Raw genomic sequence first — 17,800 nt, 5'->3', positions numbered from 1 at the left:
ACAGGCAGGACGGGCACTGCCGGCATTCCGGCGTATAGAGCGGGATGACATGGTCGCCCTTCCTGACCGAGGTGACGCCCTTGCCGACGTCGACGACGATGCCGGCGCCCTCATGGCCGAGGATCGCCGGAAACAGGCCTTCCGGGTCGGCGCCCGACAGCGTGAACTCGTCGGTGTGGCAGATGCCGGTTGCCTTGATCTCGACCAGCACCTCGCCATCGCGGGGACCTTCGAGGTCGACCTCCATGATCTGCAGCGGCTTTCCGGCGGCAACGGCGACAGCGGCGCGCGTTTTCATCAGGCAATCCTCCCATGACGACCCATAGAGTTTCTCATTCCGCCATTGCTGCGGATGAGACCGCAATACGCTCATTCATCGCCGTATCCCCGCGAAAAGGAATAGGACTAAAGCAGACACGTAAGTCCACTTGCGGGGCTTTGATAAATCTTGTGGCGTCCGCTAAGCTCATTGTGGGCACCTTGAATTCGCGCTGGTCCGGGAACAATCGGACTTTAGTGCAAGAATGGGCAGTTTTATCGATGACGAGCGCGGTGCCAGGCACTCTCGCGGCCTTTTTGTGCTTTTTTTTCCAGACCGCCAACGTTACAGGCGTGATGGCCCAGGAAGTGAGGGGCAAGCAACCGGTCGCAGCCGACAGGCCGGAAAGAAAGATAACCGAAATCAGAATAGGTTATTTGCGGGCCTACGCGCCGCAACTGGCGCTTTCCCTGCTGGACCTGCCGCCACGCGACGAAGGTGTCGCCGGCGCCAATGTGGCGATCGGCGACAACAACACGACAGGAAAGTTCCTCAGCCAGAAATTCAGCCTCGACATAGCCGAGGTCAAGCCGGACGCCGACGCGGTTCAGGCGTTCAACGATCTGATTGCCAAAGGTGACCGCTATGTTGTCGCTGACCTCTCGGCCAGGCAATTGCTGTCGATCGCCGACATCGCCCGCGACAAGGGCGTTCTGGTCTTCAATGTCGGTGCCACAGACGACAGCCTGCGCGAGGAAGACTGCCGCATAAACATCTTCCATGTGGCGCCGACACGAAGCATGCTGGCTGACGCGCTGGCGCAGTATCTCGTGGTAAAGAAATGGCCGAATTGGGTGCTGCTCTATGGTTCGCATGAGCGGGATCATCTCTATGCGGCCGCGTTGCGCCGCGCGGCGGCTCGCTTCGGCGGTCAGATCGTCGCCGAGAAGGAGTTCAAAGACACTGGCACGGCGCGCCGCACCGACACCGGCGCCACGCAGATACAGCAGCAGATTTCCGTGTTCACGCAGGATCTGCCGGAGCATGACGTGGTGCTTGTCGCCGATGAGAGCGAGGTGTTCGGAACCTATGTGCCCTACCGCACCTGGACACCGCGGCTGGTCGCTGGCACGGCCGGTCTTGTCGCATCGTCCTGGCATCCCGCGAGCGAGCAATGGGGTGGCATTCAAATGCAAAGCCGTTTCCTGAGGACGACCGGCCGGCGAATGCTGTCCAAGGATATGTCGGCCTGGACGGCGGTGCGGGCGGTGGGCGAAGCCAGCACACGGACCAATGGCGACGATCCGAAGAAGATCAGCGACTACATCCGCTCGGGCGATTTCTCGGTCGCCGCCTTCAAGGGACAGAAGCTGACCTTCCGCCAGTGGAACCATCAGCTTCGCCAGCCAATCCTGCTCGGCGACACCAAATCCGTGGTCTCGACATCGCCACAGGAGGGTTATCTCCACCAGATCTCCGAGCTCGATACGCTCGGCGTCGATCAGCCGGAAACGAAATGCGTCCTTAAGTAGAACCAATCGGGAGGAATTTTCGTGCAGAGACGAGCTTGCGCACTCGCCATTCTCGGCTTCATGGCCAATCCGGCGTGGGCTTACACCGTTTATGTCTCCAACGAGAAAGACAATACGATAACGGTCGTCGACACGGCGACGATGCAAGTGGTGAAGACCGTCGAAGTCGGCCAGAGGCCGCGCGGTATCACCATCTCGCATGACGGCAAGTTCATCTATTTGTGCGCCAGCGATGACGATACGATCGAAATCATCGATACCGCGACGCTGCAGATCGTTGGCACGCTGCCATCAGGCCCCGATCCCGAACTGTTCGTGCTTTCGCCCGACGGCAAGACGCTCTACGTCGCCAACGAGGACGACAATCTCGTCACCGCGATCAACGTCGAGAGCAAGCAGGTCATGACCGAGATTCCCGTCGGGGTGGAGCCTGAAGGCATGGCCGTCAGTCCCGATGGCAAAACCATGGTCAACACCTCCGAAACCACCAGCATGGCGCATTTCATCGACACCGACAGCCATGAGGTGACCGACAACGTGCTGGTCGACACGCGTCCGCGCTTTGCGCAATTCAAGCCCGACGGATCACAGATCTGGGTCAGTGCCGAAATCGGCGGTACCGTCAGCGTCATCGACAGTCTCAAACGCGAGGTGGTGAAGAAGATCCAGTTCGCGATTGCGGGACTGCGGCCCGAAACCATCCAGCCGGTCGGCATCGCAATCAGCGCGGACGGCAAGAAAGCCTATGTCGCGCTCGGCCCAGCGAACCACGTCGCCGTCATCAACACCGAAACCTACGAGGTGGAAAAATACATCCTGGTCGGCCAGCGCGTCTGGCATCTCGACTTCACCCCCGATCAGAAGACGCTGATCACCACCAACGGCAATTCCAACGACATCACCTTCATCGACACGGCGACGGACGAGCCGGTTCAATCGGTTACGGTGGGCCAGCAGCCTTGGGGCGTGGCCATATCGCCCCACTAGACCGCAGCAATGATCAGGGAGACCGACGTGATGAATATTTGCCGCGGGGATGTTGCAAGTGCACTAGATGACCAGCGCGCCCCGAAGGAGCCAGCGGCATGCAGCATGTGAGGACAAGCGGAGCTGGAGAGGAGGTGGCAGCGCTCGATGTTGCCGGCGTCAGCCATTCCTATGGTCCGAAGCGAGCGCTCCAGGACGTCTCATTCTCGATCGCGCCGGGAACTTTCACCGTTCTGCTCGGCCTCAATGGGGCCGGCAAGACAACTTTGTTCTCACTGATCAGCCATCTTTACGGCACCCGCCGCGGATCGATCCGCATCTTCGGCCATGACGTCAGCCGCGCTTCGGGCGAAGCGCTCAGGCGTGTCGGCATCGTATTCCAGGCACGCACGCTCGACCTCGACCTCAGCGTCCACCAGAACCTCTCCTACCACGCCTCGCTGCATGGCATTGGCGGACACCAAGCCCGGCAGCGCATTGCCGCGCTGCTCGATACAGTCAACATGCATGGCCGTCAGCATGACAAGGCACGCAGTCTTTCCGGCGGCCAAATGCGGCGCATCGAGATCGCGCGGGCGCTGCTCCACCGCCCTTCCCTGCTGCTGCTCGACGAGGCGACGGTCGGTCTCGACATCCAGTCGCGTGCGGGCATTCTGGCCACCATCCGCAAACTCGTCGAAACCGAGGGCATCGGTGTGCTGTGGGCGACGCATCTGATCGATGAGGTTGAAGACGGCGACCATGTCGTCGTGCTGCGGCAGGGCGACCTGGTTGCCAAGGGTAAGGTGGCCGATGTCGTTGCGACGAGCGGTGCCAGTTCGATCCGCGACGCCTTTTCCAGGCTCAACCGCATCGAGACAAGCGGCATCGCGGAGATGTCGCCATGAGCGCTCCCGCAATGCCCGCAAAAGTCGCCGCCCTCACGCCGGTGAAGTTCGAACAGTTTGGGCTCCACCACTACCTCGTTTGCCTCAAAGGGATCGTCGTGCGGGAGTGCCTGCGCTTCCTGCATCAGCGCGAGCGCTTTATATCCTCGCTGGTTCGGCCGCTCGTCTGGCTGTTCATTTTTGCCGCCGGATTCCGGCAGGTGCTCGGCGTATCGATCATCCCGCCCTACAAGACCTACGTGCTCTACGAGGTCTACATCACGCCGGGCCTGTGCGGCATGATTCTGCTGTTTTCGGGCATGCAGTCTTCGCTGTCGATGGTCTATGATCGCGAAATGGGCAACATGCGCACCCTGCTGGTCAGCCCCTTCCCGCGTTGGTTTTTACTGATCTCGAAGATGCTCGCCGGTGTCGCCGTGTCGATCGCGCAGGTTTACGCGTTCCTGATCGTTGCCTGGTTCTGGGGCGTCAAAGCGCCGCCGCTTGGCTATCTCACCGTGCTGCCGGCGCTGTTCCTGTCAGGCATGATGCTGTGCGCGCTCGGCATGCTTCTGTCTTCGATGATCAAGCAGCTCGAAAACTTCGCTGGCATCATGAACTTCGTCATCTTTCCCGGCTATTTCGCTTCTCCGGCACTCTATCCCTTGTGGCGTATCCAGGAGGCTAGCCCCCTGCTCTACAAAATCTGCCTCGCCAATCCATTTACTTATGCCGTCGAACTGATCCGCTTCGCCTTCTACGGCCAGGTTGACTGGCTGTCGCTGGGCGTCGTTGCCGGCTGCACGCTGCTGTTCCTTGCCGCCGCCATCATCGCCTACGACCCTTCGCGCGGCCTGATGACCCGCAAACAGGATACGGGAGGAAATGCCTGATGGCGCGAATGATCCATGTTCGCGGTCTGGCTCTGGTCGCCATGCTCGCGCCGGGCCTCAACGCCATGGCAGCCAACCCCGATCCAGACTGGCCCTGCATGCAGCGCAAGGTGCCGCAACTCTCGCTCGGCCAGATCTGGAGCGGACCGGACCTTCCTTCAGCCGCGAAGGACTGGTCGAAGGACCCCACCATCTCCGCCCTGATCGAGGAAGTGTCGGCTCGCCGGATGCCGATTGCGGAAGCTCAAAAGAAGATCAGGGATTTCGCCGCCTCCTTGCCGGCCGAGCAACGTGCACCCAAAATGGCGATGATGGTGCAAGGCATGTTCGACCACCTGGACGCCGAGCGTTCGCAGGTGATCTCCGGCATTTCCCGCTACGCCCACAAGCAGCTCGAAATGGCCGCCGCGTTGCGCAAGGAAGCGTCCGAGGTCGATGCATTGCGGGCAAAGCCGGATGCAGATCCCGAAGAGATCGATCGGCGAACCGAACAGCTGAAATTCGCAACGCGAATTTTCGATGAACGCGTCCAATCACTGACCTACGTCTGTGAAGTGCCGACAATAATCGAGCAGCGGCTTTATCAATTGTCCAAGGCCGTCTCGGAAACGCTCGCCGCGAAGAAATAGAACCTCATTCGATCTTCGCGGCGGATATCATGATCCACGGCCGGGCAGCACGCGCCAGCGCTGAACGACATAACCGGGATGCGTCTCGATCCACTGGGCGACCAGCGATTGCGCCTGCATGAAGGCGGTCCCGGGATTCATCGCCAGGCCGTCCACCATCTGTTCGCGTTGTTCACAGGTCTGCGGCACAGCCGTCAGGCAGACCATCATAACGAGCGTGTAAAGCATTGCCCCTTGTCCCCATCGATCCCGAACCCCATGCCCGGGAGGTTTCCGTGATTCCGACCAGTCTGCAGCGATCGCACATACGGATCACTTACGTGTGTGAAAGGAACGTGACCCCCGCTCTTTCGCGCCGCAATATAACATAGCGCTAATCTAACGCCAACGACCGCAGGGCGTTCTGCAGAGCAATCGCGTCAGGTTGCGCCGCGCCAATGTGGTGCCGATGTTTCCAGCGTCGATGATTCCGATCTTGACGGGTGTTCGTCGATGTCATCAAACCGGGAGCCCGAGTTGCTTTCGCAGGCTTTTGTCGAATGCGGATGCGGGGACGAAACGGCGCAGGAAACTGACCTGGCGCGCCATTTTTCCAGCCGCATAGCGCCCCTTCGGAGCGGGATCGGTCGCAGCCGCCAAAACGGTCCTGGCCACCACTTCCGGCGCATCGCCTTTTTCCATCGCTTTCCGCACAGCTGCATTCATGCCGGCGCGCGCAGTGTCATAGATATCGAGCAACTGATCCGGCCTGGCGAGATTTTCTTCAAATGAGGTGCGGGTATAGGCGGGCTCCACCAACACGACGCGAATTCCGAAAGGACGCAGTTCGTGGTCGAGCGATTCGGAGTAGCCCTCAACGGCATGCTTGGTCGACGAATAAAGCGCGAAATAGGGAGCTGGAATGAACCCCTGCACCGAGCTCAAATTGACGATTCTGCCCTTGCCTTGGCGGCGCATTGTCGGCAACACCGCTTTGGTTACTCGCATAACGCCAAAGACGTTCACGTCAAACAACGACTTGGCCTGGGCCATCGAGGACTCCTCCGCGCCACCAAGCAGGCCAACGCCGGCATTGTTGACAAGCAGGTCGATGCGCCCGGTCTCGGCCAGCACGTCCTGGACAAGTTTCGCCACGGACGCCTCATCGGTCACGTCACAGGCCAGCATGGTAATGCCATTGGATCGGTCGACGACCGCGCGACGGCTGGTTCCGAACACGCGAAAGCCCGCGTTCTGCAGGGCTTTGGCCGTTGTGTGCCCGATACCGCTGGATGCCCCCGTCACCAGGGCGACGCCTAGATTGGTCTTGTTCATGGAGGTCACTTCTTTCTTCGTTTTGGATTGGCGTGGGAGAAGCACGACAGGTCGGAGCGAAAGGCGTCAGTCATGAGCGCCTCCGGTACTCGCGCCGGCCAGATCATCCGTCCAGCGCCGGAACAGCGCGCTGGCATTAACGCCTCCGAAGCCGAAGCCATTGGCGATTGCGTAGCCCGTCGCCATCGGCCGGGCCCGGTTTGCGACGAAGTCGATCCCGTCGCCGGCCGGATCGGGAGCGCTCAGATTGAGGGTCGGCGGTGCCATCTGATCCCTGAGCGCCAGGATTGCGAAGATTGCTCCGAGCCCGCCGGCGGCTCCGAGCAGGTGTCCGGTCGCCGATTTCGTTGCACTGACAGCTATCGCGAAATCGCGCCCGAACACGCTCTTGATCGCTTCGATCTCACCCAGGTCGCCCACCGGCGTGGAGGTCGCATGGGCATTGAGATGACGAACCTCGCGGGGCGAAATCCCTGCTTGGGCGATTGCGACCTCCATGGCCCGGCGCGCACCGTCGCCGTCCTCGGGACCGGAGGTGACGTGATGAGCATCCGCCGTCGTGCCGTAGCCGACAAGCTCGGCCAGCGGTCTTGCGCCGCGCGCCAGCGCGTGGCTCAATTCCTCGATGACCAGCATGCCTGCTCCTTCGCCCATGACGAAGCCGTCCCGCGACTTGTCGAACGGTCGGGAGGCCTCATCAGGACGGTGATTGAAGGACGTCGAAAGAGAGCGTGCCGCCGCAAACCCACCGAGGCTGACAAGATTCATGCATGCTTCCGTCCCGCCGCACACGGCAATATCGGCCTCGTTGGCGCGGATCAGGCGAGCCGCATCGCCGATCGCCTGAATGCCGGCCGCGCACGCCGTCACGGGTGCACCGAGCGGACCTTTGAAGCCGTAGCGGATCGAGACGTGGCCTGCCGCGAGGTTCACCAGGAAGGACGGCACCGTAAAAGGTGATAGACGGCGGACGCCGCGCCGGTCGACCGTGCGCACCGCCTCGGTTATGGCCGGGAACCCGCCGACGCCCGAGGCGATGATCGTGGCCGTGCGCAAGCGATCCGCTTCCGAGACGGGGGCCCATCTTGCTTGGGCGAGCGCTTCTCGTGCCGCGGCCAGCGCAAAGAGAATGAACCGGTCTACCTTGCGCTGATCCTTCGGCGGAAGGATCGCTTCCGGATCGAAACCAGCGTCCGGATCTTCTTCTGTGGAGGGCACCACCCCGCCGACCTTCGCCGGCAGGTCGCACACCACATCATCCGCAAGCCTGCGGATGCCCGAGCGGCCGGCCAGGAGACGCGACCAGGACGCTTCGACATCGGCAGCAAGGGGCGTGACCGCTCCCATGCCTGTGACAACAATCCGTCGCATCTATTTTCCTATCAATTTGGGTGCGCCGCCAGCGCTGCGCACGCCGTTCAAGCGCCGGCTGCTTCGCGAACCTGTTCTGTCGCCGCATCCAGAAATGCCTGCGCGAGGTCGGGGTCGTTGACGACGCGCGAAAGGAGCACCGCACCGACCATTGTCGAGAGAATGGCCATGGCCTTGTCGCCGGGCCGCTCGCCGTCGGCCTCGCCAACCCAACTACCAAACATCTCAAGATATTCCCTGATCCCGGCTTCGAACGACGCTCTCACGTCCACGCCCTGTCTGGCGGCATCCGAACCGAGCGCCACGATCGGGCAGCCGTCCATCCTTTCTTCGCGATGGTCCATGCTGAGGTAGAACGCGATCACCGCGCCAAGCGGATCCTCGGGTTTTGCCGCGGTCGCGGCCGACCATCGACGGGTGGCGCTCTCCATCGCCCGCCTGGACGCCTGCGCCGCCAGGTCGTCCTTGGATGCGAACTGCTTGTAAAACGCGCCTTGGGTCAGCCCGGCACCCTTCATCAGATCCTTAAGGCCGATGCCGTCAAAACCGCGCTCCCGAAAAAGGCGGCTTGCCACGTTGATGACGGTTTCTCGGTTTTCCGCTGCCTGGGTACGACTTACGCGCATTGTTGACCTCTTTTTTTAGATTGCGTTCGTAATCTATAGCCTATATAGAGTTCGAACGCAATCTAAAAAGGAGATGCGAAATGATCCGCAAAACCCTGAGCGCATCGCTCCTGGCCGCGCTGTTTCTTGCGACTCCGGCTTTTGCCGAGGAAGCCACCGTCGGACGCCCGATCGAGGGCGGCAGCCTGCACGAGGGACACCTTGACATGGTTGTCTACTACGTCCCGGTCGACGGCGGCCTCCTGGAGGTCACCGCCACCTTCGCGCCGAAGACCGGGGGTGATCCGCTGCGCGTCGTCATGGGTCTCGCCGACGATGACTCCGTGGCCTTTTCCATGCCGGGCCACCGAGGCTCGCTCTACGCGTTCTCAAGGTCCGGGGATGAGGTGACGGTGTCGACCGAGACTGACATGCGTCTGCGAGCCGACGCGACAATACGCTGAGCCGAAGTTCGGACTGCAGCCGGCGTGCTGCTGGCCGTGGGCTCTCGCGTCCGCTCGGCTCGCCACACGGTGCCTCGATCACGCCATCGAATAAGTTTGGGGAGAGGTCAAATGCTATACAGTTATTTTGTCGAGAAATCGATCCGAGAGAGCTTCGACCACGTCAACAACCATCGCTGGGATGAGGCGGTGAAGGCACTCGCGCTGCATGTCCATCACCGCGTTTCGGGCGCTCACGCGCTTGGTGGTGAGCGCCACGACAAAGAAGCCATGCGCCGCTGGTTTGAGCGCCTCGGCCGCGTCCTGCCCAATCTCCATCTCACGGTCAACCACATCTGGGTGAAGGGCTGGCCGTGGCATACCACCGTGTTTGCCCAGTGGGACGGCACCGCAACGCTGCTCAATGGCGACGCGTCGTACGTCAACCGTGGTCTCCACGTGTTCACCCTGCGGTGGGGCAGAGTCTATGCACTTGAGGAATTTTACGATTCACAAGCAGCGGCCCGCGGTCTTGCCGCCCAAGCGGCAGCTGGCCTCGAAGAAGCTGTCGCCGAACCAATTGTAAGTTAGCAGACGCTCAATCAAAGCCCACCGTTCCGTGAACGCGGGGCCGCTACCCCGTGGCCCCAGCGCTGGAGGGCGGTCGCCTCGCTCCGCAAATGCGTGCCACCGCGATGCCTCCCTATCCTCGGCTCGTGCACGTCGGTCTGGAGATCACAGCCGATCAGCCGCTGATATGCACCATCGTTTGTCTGAAGCGTTTGCCTGGACCGCGCGCGCCCTAAGTTGCGCGACGTTTGGTGTTCGGCTCCTCGTGCGGATAGAGCTTGCCGAACAGTGGCAGGTACATCGCGCCCTTGCGCATCAGAAAATCGTGGAAGGTCGCCATCGCCGGCGAGATCGCGTGATCGCTGCGCATCACCGAAAACCATTGCCGGCGGATCGGCATGCCGACAACGTCGAGGATAACCAGCCTGCCGGCTTCGGTTTCGGCAGCGATGGTGTGGGCAGAGATGAAGGCGATGCCGAGCCCGGCCATCACCGCCTGCTTGATGGTCTCGTTCGAATCCATCTCGACGCCGAGATCGTCGATGCGGCCGGGCACGTCGCTCAGGAATATTTCCAGTGAGATGCGCGTTCCGGATCCGGGCTCGCGAATGAGGAAATGCTCCTCGGCGATCCGCTCCTTGGAAATGTCGCGTGCCGACGCCAGCGGGTGGTCGGGCGGTGCGATGATGACCAGCGGGTGATCGCCGAAGACCGAAGCACGCACCGGGACTTCCTTGGCCGGGCGTCCCATCAGCGCGATATCGATATCGTGGTTCTTCAGATTGTCGATCGTCTCGGCGCGGTTGCCGATGGCAAGGCGCATGTCGATATCTGGATGTTCCTTCATGAAGGCGGCCATCAGCCGCGGCGCGAAATATTTGGCCGTGGAAACGACGCCGAGCCGCAAGCTGCCGGCGCGCACGCCCTTGATCGCATCCATCTTGTCTTCGAGCAGACGAAGCCGCTCCTCGATGGCCTGTGCCGTCTCGACGAAGGCCAGACCTGCGGCAGTGGGACGCATGCCGTCCGACGTCCGGTCGAACAAGGCCAGTTGGAACTCCTCCTCCACTTGCTGCAACTGGATCGTCACCGCTGGAGGAGACAGGCCTAACACCTTGGCCGCGCTGACGATTTTTCCGTGGCTGATGATTGCCTGAACGGTCTTGAACTGCTTGAGCGTGAGGTTTCTCATACGGCATACTAAAATTTTTTTACTGCCTGAGTAAAGTTATTGAATTTTACTTATCCAACGTCGTTTGTTCTCCTTTCCCAATCCGGCCGACCCGAGGAGAGGCGGCTGGATCGGGAGGTTACGATGCCAGCGGCAACGCTCGACGCTTTTCTGAACTCCTATCTTGGCGAGCCGGACGAACTGCGCTACGCCGTCGTAGCGACCATCCGTCAGCTGACGCAGGCGGCCACCACAATCCGCAACACCATCAATCAAGGGGTGCTCGGCACCGCCTTTGCGGGAACCCGCGGCGCCAATGCTGACGGCGACATCCAGAAGGATCTCGATGTCTTCGCCGATGATATCTTCCTCGACGCCATGCGCCACGCTCCGGTCGCGCTCTACGCTTCCGAGGAACTGGAGCAGCCGGTGCTGCTCGACAGGCAAGCGCCTCTTGCCATCGCCATCGACCCGCTCGACGGCTCATCCAACATCGACACCAACGTGTCGATCGGAACGGTCTTCTCGCTCCTCCCTGCAACTGGCGCGCCGGATAGGAATCCGGCCGCCTCGTTTTTGCAGGCGGGCTTGAACCAGCTGGGCGCCGGTTTCTTCATCTACGGCCCGCAGCTGGCGCTGGTTCTGTCGCTCGGCAGCGGCACCCATGTCTTCGTTCTCTCTACCAGGCTCGGCACCTTCGTCCAGGCCTACGAGAGCCGGATCATCCCGCAGCGAACCCAGGAGTTCGCCATCAACGCCGCCAACTACCGGCATTGGGACGAGGCGGTGCGGCTCTACATCGACGACTGCCTTGAAGGCACCGAAGGCCCACGTGAGAAGGACTTCAACATGCGCTGGATCGCCTCCCTGGTTGCGGACTGCTACCGCATATTGATGCGCGGCGGCGTATTCCTGTATCCAGGCGACAAGCGCAAGGGCTACAGGCAGGGGCGACTTCGCCTCGTCTATGAGGCAAACCCGATCGCCTATCTCGTCGAACAGGCGGGCGGTGCCGCCACCGATACGATGACCCGCATCCTCGAAATCGAACCCGAGAGCCTGCACCAGCGCGTGCCCATGGTTTTCGGATCGGCGCGGGAAGTCGCGCGCATCACCCGCTACCACACCGAGCCGAGCGCCATCGGCGAGCGCGCGCCGCTGTTCAGCCGCCGCGGCCTTTTCAGGGCCTGAAGACCATGTCGGCAAAGCACCCCATCATTACCATCACCGGGTCGTCGGGCGCAGGCACCACCTCTGTCAAGCGCATCTTCGAATTGATCTTCCGGCGCGAGAACATCGGGGCCGCCTTCATCGAAGGCGATGCTTTCCATCGCTACGACCGCGCTACGATGAAGGCGAAGGTGGCCGAGGAGGAAAAGGCGGGCAATCCGAACTTCACCCACTTCCACGCCGAGGCCAATGAGCTGGCAATCCTCGAAGAGGTATTCGAGGAATATGGCCGCCGGGGAACCGGAAAGACCCGCACATACATCCATGATGAGGATGAGGAGAAGCAGTACGGCACGCCGCCGGGACATTTCACCGAATGGCGCGAATTTCCGCCGAGCGACCTGCTTTTCTATGAGGGCCTGCATGGCTGCGTCGTCACCGACAAGATCAACCTGGCCAGGCACGCGGATCTCAAGATCGGCGTGGTGCCGGTCATAAATCTCGAATGGATCCAGAAGATCCATCGCGACCGCGCAACGCGCGGCTATTCCACCGAAGCGGTGATGGACGTGATCCTGCGCCGCATGCCGGACTATGTCCGCTACATCGTCCCGCAGTTTTCGCAGACCGCCATCAACTTCCAGCGCGTGCCGATCGTCGACACGTCCAATCCATTCATCGCGCGCTGGATTCCGACGCCCGACGAATCGATGCTGGTTATCCGCTTCGCCAATCCCCGCGGCATCGATTTCCCCTACCTGCTTTCGATGATCCACGACTCGTTCATGTCGCGGCCGAATTCCATAGTGGTGCCCGGCAACAAGCTCGACCTTGCCATGCAGCTGATCCTGACGCCGCTCATCCTGCAATTGATCGAACGCAAGAACCGTGTGTCGTGAGGAGGACGCCATGAACAGCCAGGCAGCAGCACTGAAGCCCGTCGCCGCCGTCTCGGAGCGCGACATGGCCAACGCCATTCGCGCACTGGCGATGGACAGCGTCCAAAAGGCCAATTCCGGTCATCCGGGCATGCCGATGGGCATGGCCGATGTCGCGACGGTGCTGTTCAGCCGCTTCATCAACATCGATCCGTCGGCGCCCACCTGGCCCGATCGTGACCGCTTCGTGCTCTCAGCCGGGCACGGCTCGATGCTGCAGTATGCGCTGCATTACCTGCTAGGCTTTGAAGACATGCCTATCGAAGAATTGCAGCGGTTTCGCCAGCTGGGCAGCTGCACCGCCGGACATCCGGAATATGGCCATGCGCTTGGCATCGAGACGACGACCGGCCCGCTTGGACAAGGCATTTCCACCGCTGTCGGCATGGCGCTGGCGGAGCGCATGCTGGCGGCCCGCCACGGCGCCGATCTCGTCGACCATTTCACCTACGCGATCGCCGGCGACGGCTGCCTGCAGGAAGGCATCAGCCACGAGGCGATCGATCTTGCCGGTCACCTGAAGCTCTCCCGGCTGATCGTCTTTTGGGACGACAATGCGATCTCGATCGACGGGCCCACATCGCTGTCGACATCGATGGACCAGCCGGCGCGGTTCAAAGCCGCTGGATGGCATGTCCAGTCGGTGAACGGCCACGACACCGAAACCGTTGCGGCGGCAATCGAAGCGGCTCAGCAATCGGACCAGCCGTCTCTGATCGCCTGCCGCACGGTGATCGGCAAGGGCGCGCCAAATCTGGGTGGTTCGGAAAAGACGCATGGCGCGCCGCTGGGCGATGCGGAGATCGCAGCGACGCGCGAAAACATCGGCTGGGCCTTCGCGCCGTTCGAGGTGCCGGACGATATCCTTTTCGCCTGGCGCGAGGTTGCCGGCCGCGGTCAAGCGGCACGCCGCGCCTGGGAGCAGCGGCTTGCCGCCTCGCCACGGCGGCAGGCCTTCGAGAGCGCGCTCGCCGGCGCCCTGCCCGACGCGGTCTTCGAAGCACTTGGCGCTTTCCGCAAGGAGCATGTCGGGAAGGCGACCAAGGTTGCAACGCGAAAAGCCTCGGAAATGGCACTCGCTGCGATCAATGGCGCAACCGAACTGACCGTCGGCGGGTCCGCTGATCTGACGCATTCGAACCTGACGATCACCAAGGGTATGAGCCGCATCGCGCCGGGCGACTACGCAGGCCGCTACATCCACTATGGAATCCGCGAGCACGGCATGGCCGCAGCCATGAACGGCATCGCACTGCATGGCGGCTTCGTGCCTTATGGCGGCACGTTCCTGTGCTTCGCCGACTATGCGCGCGGCGCGATGCGGCTCTCGGCGCTCATGGGCCAGCGTGTCATCTATGTGATGACGCATGATTCCATCGGTCTCGGCGAGGACGGCCCGACCCACCAGCCGGTCGAGCACCTGGCGATGCTGCGGGCGACGCCAAACCTCAACGTCTTCCGCCCGGCCGACATCATCGAAACGGCGGAGTGCTGGGAACTGGCGCTGAGAAGCGAGAAGCGGCCGAGCGTGCTGGTGCTCTCGCGCCAGAACCTGCCGATGCTGCGCCAACCACCTAGCGACGAGCCACACAGCGACGAGAACCGGTCGAGCCGGGGCGCCTACATCCTGCGCGAGCCAGTCGGGCAGCGCGCGGTGACGCTGATCGCCACCGGCTCGGAGGTCGAGATCGCGGTTGCCGCCGCCGAACGGCTGGAGACCGGGCACGGCGTCGCCGCCGCGGTTGTCTCGATGCCGTGCTGGGAGCTTTTCGAGGAGCAGGACGCCGGCACCCGCAAGGCCGTCCTCGGCTCGGCGCCCCGCATTGCCACCGAAGCCGCAGCACGGCTCGGCTGGGACCGCTGGATCGGCGACACCGGCACTTTCGTCGGCATGGCCGGTTTCGGCGCCAGCGCCCCTGCCCCGGATCTCTACCGGCATTTCGACATCACGCCCGAAGCCGTCGCGGCAGCGGCGCTGAAGCTCATCATCTAGGAGAAACCGACAATGGCCCGCATCACCCTTCGCCAGCTTCTCGACCATGCCGCCGAGCACGGCTACGGGGTGCCGGCATTCAACATCAACAACATGGAACAGGGCCTCGCTATCATGGAGGCCGCCAGGGCCTGCGATGCGCCGGTTATCATCCAGGCCTCACGCGGCGCCCGTTCCTATGCCAATGACATCATGCTGGCCAAAATGATGGAGGCGTTGACCGAAATCCATCCGGCCATTCCGCTCTGCATCCATCAGGATCACGGCAACAACGAAGCCACCTGCCTGTCGGCGATCCGCCACGGCTTCACCTCGGTGATGATGGACGGATCGCTGATGGTGGATGCCAAGACACCGGCGAGCTACGATTACAACGTCGCCATCACCGAACGTGTCGCACGCATGGCGCATTGGGTCGGCGCTTCGGTCGAAGGCGAGCTCGGCGTGCTCGGCTCGCTGGAGACCGGCCAGGGCGAGGCCGAGGACGGGCACGGCGCCGAAGGTGCGCTTTCCCATGACCAGCTTTTGACCGATCCCGATCAGGCGGTCGACTTCGTCACCGCCACTGGTCGACGCGCTGGCGATCGCCTGCGGTACCTCGCACGGCGCCTACAAATTCAGCCGCAAGCCTGACGGCGGCATCCTGGCCATGCAGGTGATCGAGGCGATTCACGAAAAGCTGCCCAACACGCATCTGGTCATGCACGGGTCTTCCTCCGTGCCGCAGGAACTGCAGGATATCATCAACAACTATGGCGGCGAGATGCCCCAGACCTTTGGCGTCCCGGTCGAGGAAATCGAGCGCGGCATCCGCTACGGCGTGCGCAAGGTCAACATCGACACCGATTGCCGAATGGCCATGGCCGGGCAGTTCCGCCGCGTTGCGACGGAGGACCCGCGCGAATTCGATCCGCGTAAATTCCTGAAACCCGCCATGGACGCGCTGCGCGACCTTTGCCGCGATCGCTTCGAACGCTTCGGCACCGCAGGCCACGCGTCGAAGATCAGGGTGATCGCCATGGATGAGATGGCGAAACGTTACGCCGCAGGAAAGCTCGACCCCCAAATCGCAACCGCGAAAGCCGCCTGAGCGGCAAACAGGAGACCTGCCATGAACAAGATCGACACGCCCTCAGCAGGCACGCTCAAGGAAGGCAAGGAACGCTACAGGTCGGGCGTCATCCCCTACAAGAAGATGGGCTACTGGGAGCCGGACTACCGGCCCAAGGAGACCGACCTGATCGCCATGTTTCGGATCACGCCGCAGCCCGGCGTCGACCACGAGGAGGCGGCCGCCGCCATCGCCGGCGAATCCTCTACCGCGACATGGACCGTGGTGTGGACCGACAGGCTGACCGCCTGCGAGCTCTACCGCGCCAAGGCATTCAAATCCGAGCCGGTGCCGAACACAGGTCCAGGCACCAGGATCGAGCAACAGTACTTCGCCTATATCGCCTACGACCTCGACCTGTTCGAGCCCGGCTCCATCGCCAACCTGACTGCATCGATCATCGGCAACGTGTTCGGCTTCAAGGCCGTGAAGGCCTTGCGGCTCGAGGACATGCGCATCCCGGTGGCTTACCTCAAGACCTTCCAGGGCCCGGCGACCGGCATCGTGGTGGAACGCGAGCGGCTCGACAAGTTCGGCCGGCCGCTGCTCGGCGCGACGACGAAGCCGAAGCTTGGCCTGTCCGGCCGCAACTACGGCCGCGTCGTCTACGAGGCGCTGAAGGGTGGCCTCGACTTCGTCAAGGACGACGAGAACATCAACTCACAGCCCTTCATGCATTGGCGCGACCGCTTCCTCTACTGCATGGAGGCTGTGAACAAGGCGTCGGCCGCCACCGGCGAAGTCAAGGGCCATTATCTCAACGTCACCGCCGGCACGATGGAGGACATGTACGAGCGCGCCGAATTTGCAAAACAGCTTGGCTCCTGCATCGTCATGATCGACCTCGTCATTGGCTACACGGCGATCCAGTCGATGGCCAAGTGGGCACGCCGCAACGACATGATCCTGCACCTCCACCGGGCCGGCAACTCGACCTATTCGCGCCAGAAGAACCATGGCATGAATTTTCGCGTCATCTGCAAATGGATGCGGATGGCCGGCGTCGATCACATCCATGCCGGCACGGTGGTCGGCAAGCTGGAAGGCGACCCGCTTATGATCAAGGGGTTTTATGACACGCTGCGCGAGGAGCGCACGCCGCAGAACCTCGAAACCGGGCTGTTCTTCGATCAGGACTGGGCCTCGCTCAACAAGGTGATGCCCGTCGCCTCCGGCGGCATCCATGCCGGCCAGATGCACCAGTTAATCCATTATCTCGGCGAGGACGTCATCCTGCAGTTCGGCGGCGGCACGATCGGCCATCCGGACGGCATCCAGGCCGGCGCGACGGCCAATCGCGTCGCGTTGGAGGCGATGATCCTCGCCCGCAACGAGGGCCGCGACTATCTGCGCGAAGGAACCAAAATCCTCGAACAGGCGGCCAGATGGTGCACGCCGCTCAAGGCCGCCCTGGAGACGTGGAAGGACGTCACCTTCAACTACGAATCGACCGACACGGCCGACTTCGTGCCAACCGCAACGCCGAGCTTCTAGACGAAAGGAACCGTCGCCATGATGACCAATCCCGGAAACAAGGTCACGCAGGGACAGTTTTCGTTCCTGCCCGAGCTAACCGATGAGCAGATTTCGGCGCAGATCAAATACGCACTGAAAAACCACTGGGCGGTCAGCGTCGAGTACACGGACGATCCACATCCGCGAAACACCTATTGGGAAATGTACGGCAACCCGATGTTCGACCTGAGGGACCCGGCGGGCATCCTGCTTGAAGTCGACAATTGCCGGAAAGCTATGCCCAACATGTATGTCCGGGTCACCGCCTTCGATTCGACCAAGGGCTGGGAAGCACCGCGCATGTCATTCATCGTCAACCGGCCACCCAATGAACCCGGGTTCCGGCTGCTGCGCCAAGAGCGTGACGGCCGCAGTCAGGGCTATTCGATCGTGCCTTATGCGACCGACAGGCCCGAAGGCGAACGGAGCTAGG

Annotated in this window: 18 protein-coding genes and 1 pseudogene; 13 read left to right on the top strand and 6 right to left on the bottom strand. The window is 62.1% G+C overall.

All coding sequences use genetic code 11. From position 1 onward, the window contains the following. Positions 1-298 (bottom strand): alcohol dehydrogenase catalytic domain-containing protein (locus tag NKI41_RS29185; protein ID WP_352686157.1); only part of this gene is annotated, 298 nt, incomplete at its 3' end. A 242-nt stretch (positions 299-540) separates the two neighbouring features. On the opposite strand from NKI41_RS29185, the gene NKI41_RS29180 reads away from it, so the two are divergent. The 5 genes from NKI41_RS29180 (at position 541) to NKI41_RS29160 (ending at position 5,166) form a co-directional block, all read left to right on the top strand. After that, positions 541-1,791 carry a lanthanide ABC transporter ABC transporter substrate-binding protein PedA1 gene (locus NKI41_RS29180; protein ID WP_352686155.1) on the top strand — a complete coding sequence of 417 codons (1,251 nt, stop codon included), beginning with the start codon at positions 541-543 and terminating at the stop codon, positions 1,789-1,791. A gap of 21 nt (positions 1,792-1,812) precedes the next feature. Next, positions 1,813-2,778: a YVTN family beta-propeller repeat protein gene (locus tag NKI41_RS29175; protein WP_352541893.1), complete on the top strand. Its 966-nt coding sequence runs from the start codon at positions 1,813-1,815 to the stop codon at positions 2,776-2,778. Positions 2,779-2,876: 98 nt separating this feature from the next. Then, complete coding sequence (locus NKI41_RS29170) at positions 2,877-3,665, top strand: lanthanide ABC transporter ATP-binding protein PedB/LutE (protein ID WP_352617301.1); 789 nt, start codon at positions 2,877-2,879, stop codon at positions 3,663-3,665. Between the two features lie 11 nt (positions 3,666-3,676). Beyond that, positions 3,677-4,537, top strand: coding sequence for a lanthanide ABC transporter permease protein PedC (locus NKI41_RS29165; RefSeq protein WP_352458846.1), 861 nt, complete (start codon positions 3,677-3,679; stop codon positions 4,535-4,537). After that, complete coding sequence (locus tag NKI41_RS29160) at positions 4,537-5,166, top strand: hypothetical protein (protein ID WP_352686153.1); 630 nt, start codon at positions 4,537-4,539, stop codon at positions 5,164-5,166. Before NKI41_RS29165 ends, NKI41_RS29160 begins: the two co-directional genes overlap by 1 nt. A 27-nt stretch (positions 5,167-5,193) precedes the next feature. Here the strand turns inward: NKI41_RS29160 and NKI41_RS29155 are convergent, their stop codons facing one another. From NKI41_RS29155 to NKI41_RS29140, 4 genes are all read right to left on the bottom strand, one after another. Beyond that, complete coding sequence (locus NKI41_RS29155) at positions 5,194-5,394, bottom strand: hypothetical protein (protein ID WP_352617307.1); 201 nt, start codon at positions 5,392-5,394, stop codon at positions 5,194-5,196. Positions 5,395-5,664: 270 nt separating this feature from the next. Next, positions 5,665-6,480, bottom strand: a complete 816-nt coding sequence (locus NKI41_RS29150; protein ID WP_352617309.1) for an oxidoreductase — start codon at positions 6,478-6,480, stop codon at positions 5,665-5,667. 66 nt (positions 6,481-6,546) lie between these two features. Beyond that, the gene (gene fabF, locus NKI41_RS29145; protein ID WP_352617312.1) at positions 6,547-7,851 is read right to left on the bottom strand and encodes a beta-ketoacyl-ACP synthase II; all 1,305 of its coding nucleotides are present in this window, start codon (positions 7,849-7,851) and stop codon (positions 6,547-6,549) included. Positions 7,852-7,898: 47 nt separating this feature from the next. After that, positions 7,899-8,477, bottom strand: coding sequence for a TetR/AcrR family transcriptional regulator (locus tag NKI41_RS29140; protein ID WP_352617315.1), 579 nt, complete (start codon positions 8,475-8,477; stop codon positions 7,899-7,901). A gap of 80 nt (positions 8,478-8,557) precedes the next feature. Here NKI41_RS29140 and NKI41_RS29135 point away from each other — a divergent pair, with 80 nt between their 5' ends. Together NKI41_RS29135 and NKI41_RS29130 are read left to right on the top strand one after the other, a co-directional pair. Continuing rightward, positions 8,558-8,920, top strand: a complete 363-nt coding sequence (locus NKI41_RS29135) for a hypothetical protein (RefSeq protein ID WP_352474608.1) — start codon at positions 8,558-8,560, stop codon at positions 8,918-8,920. Positions 8,921-9,031: 111 nt separating this feature from the next. Beyond that, positions 9,032-9,490, top strand: coding sequence for a nuclear transport factor 2 family protein (locus NKI41_RS29130; protein ID WP_352474610.1), 459 nt, complete (start codon positions 9,032-9,034; stop codon positions 9,488-9,490). 211 nt (positions 9,491-9,701) lie between these two features. Here the strand turns inward: NKI41_RS29130 and NKI41_RS29125 are convergent, their stop codons facing one another. Next, positions 9,702-10,661, bottom strand: coding sequence for a LysR family transcriptional regulator (locus tag NKI41_RS29125; protein WP_352617321.1), 960 nt, complete (start codon positions 10,659-10,661; stop codon positions 9,702-9,704). Positions 10,662-10,784: 123 nt separating this feature from the next. On the opposite strand from NKI41_RS29125, the gene NKI41_RS29120 reads away from it, so the two are divergent. The 6 genes and pseudogenes from NKI41_RS29120 (at position 10,785) to NKI41_RS29095 (ending at position 17,799) form a co-directional block, all read left to right on the top strand. Continuing rightward, on the top strand, positions 10,785-11,831 hold the full coding sequence (locus NKI41_RS29120; RefSeq protein ID WP_352686151.1) for a class 1 fructose-bisphosphatase: 1,047 nt from the start codon (positions 10,785-10,787) through the stop codon (positions 11,829-11,831). A gap of 5 nt (positions 11,832-11,836) precedes the next feature. Beyond that, a complete protein-coding gene (locus tag NKI41_RS29115; RefSeq protein ID WP_023678839.1) occupies positions 11,837-12,709 on the top strand; it encodes a phosphoribulokinase in 873 nt (290 codons plus the stop codon). A gap of 10 nt (positions 12,710-12,719) precedes the next feature. Next, positions 12,720-14,741 (top strand): transketolase, encoded by a 2,022-nt coding sequence (gene tkt / locus NKI41_RS29110; protein WP_352617327.1) that lies wholly within the window; start codon positions 12,720-12,722, stop codon positions 14,739-14,741. 12 nt (positions 14,742-14,753) lie between these two features. Then, positions 14,754-15,831, top strand: a pseudogene (gene fba / locus NKI41_RS29105) (class II fructose-bisphosphate aldolase). Between the two features lie 21 nt (positions 15,832-15,852). Beyond that, positions 15,853-17,346, top strand: coding sequence for a ribulose-bisphosphate carboxylase large subunit (locus NKI41_RS29100; RefSeq protein ID WP_352617332.1), 1,494 nt, complete (start codon positions 15,853-15,855; stop codon positions 17,344-17,346). Positions 17,347-17,364: 18 nt separating this feature from the next. Beyond that, positions 17,365-17,799 carry a ribulose bisphosphate carboxylase small subunit gene (locus tag NKI41_RS29095; protein ID WP_352474618.1) on the top strand — a complete coding sequence of 145 codons (435 nt, stop codon included), beginning with the start codon at positions 17,365-17,367 and terminating at the stop codon, positions 17,797-17,799. The last annotated feature ends 1 nt before the right edge of the window (position 17,800 follow it).

The organism is Mesorhizobium sp. M0601, from assembly GCF_040320845.1.
Lineage (GTDB): Bacteria > Pseudomonadota > Alphaproteobacteria > Rhizobiales > Rhizobiaceae > Mesorhizobium.
Note: the sequence above shows the minus strand (reverse complement) of the source record. Positions and strands in the feature narration are given on the sequence as shown.

Coding starts and splice junctions, on each gene's coding strand:
- NKI41_RS29180 (WP_352686155.1), top strand. CDS start 541: ATGACGAGCGCGGTGCCAGGCACTCTCGCGGCCTTTTTGTGCTTTTTT.
- NKI41_RS29170 (WP_352617301.1), top strand. CDS start 2,877: ATGCAGCATGTGAGGACAAGCGGAGCTGGAGAGGAGGTGGCAGCGCTC.
- NKI41_RS29165 (WP_352458846.1), top strand. CDS start 3,677: ATGCCCGCAAAAGTCGCCGCCCTCACGCCGGTGAAGTTCGAACAGTTT.
- NKI41_RS29160 (WP_352686153.1), top strand. CDS start 4,537: ATGGCGCGAATGATCCATGTTCGCGGTCTGGCTCTGGTCGCCATGCTC.
- NKI41_RS29155 (WP_352617307.1), bottom strand. CDS start 5,394: ATGCTTTACACGCTCGTTATGATGGTCTGCCTGACGGCTGTGCCGCAG.
- NKI41_RS29150 (WP_352617309.1), bottom strand. CDS start 6,480: ATGAACAAGACCAATCTAGGCGTCGCCCTGGTGACGGGGGCATCCAGC.
- fabF (WP_352617312.1), bottom strand. CDS start 7,851: ATGCGACGGATTGTTGTCACAGGCATGGGAGCGGTCACGCCCCTTGCT.
- NKI41_RS29140 (WP_352617315.1), bottom strand. CDS start 8,477: ATGCGCGTAAGTCGTACCCAGGCAGCGGAAAACCGAGAAACCGTCATC.
- NKI41_RS29135 (WP_352474608.1), top strand. CDS start 8,558: ATGATCCGCAAAACCCTGAGCGCATCGCTCCTGGCCGCGCTGTTTCTT.
- NKI41_RS29130 (WP_352474610.1), top strand. CDS start 9,032: ATGCTATACAGTTATTTTGTCGAGAAATCGATCCGAGAGAGCTTCGAC.
- NKI41_RS29125 (WP_352617321.1), bottom strand. CDS start 10,661: ATGAGAAACCTCACGCTCAAGCAGTTCAAGACCGTTCAGGCAATCATC.
- NKI41_RS29120 (WP_352686151.1), top strand. CDS start 10,785: ATGCCAGCGGCAACGCTCGACGCTTTTCTGAACTCCTATCTTGGCGAG.
- NKI41_RS29115 (WP_023678839.1), top strand. CDS start 11,837: ATGTCGGCAAAGCACCCCATCATTACCATCACCGGGTCGTCGGGCGCA.
- tkt (WP_352617327.1), top strand. CDS start 12,720: ATGAACAGCCAGGCAGCAGCACTGAAGCCCGTCGCCGCCGTCTCGGAG.
- NKI41_RS29100 (WP_352617332.1), top strand. CDS start 15,853: ATGAACAAGATCGACACGCCCTCAGCAGGCACGCTCAAGGAAGGCAAG.
- NKI41_RS29095 (WP_352474618.1), top strand. CDS start 17,365: ATGATGACCAATCCCGGAAACAAGGTCACGCAGGGACAGTTTTCGTTC.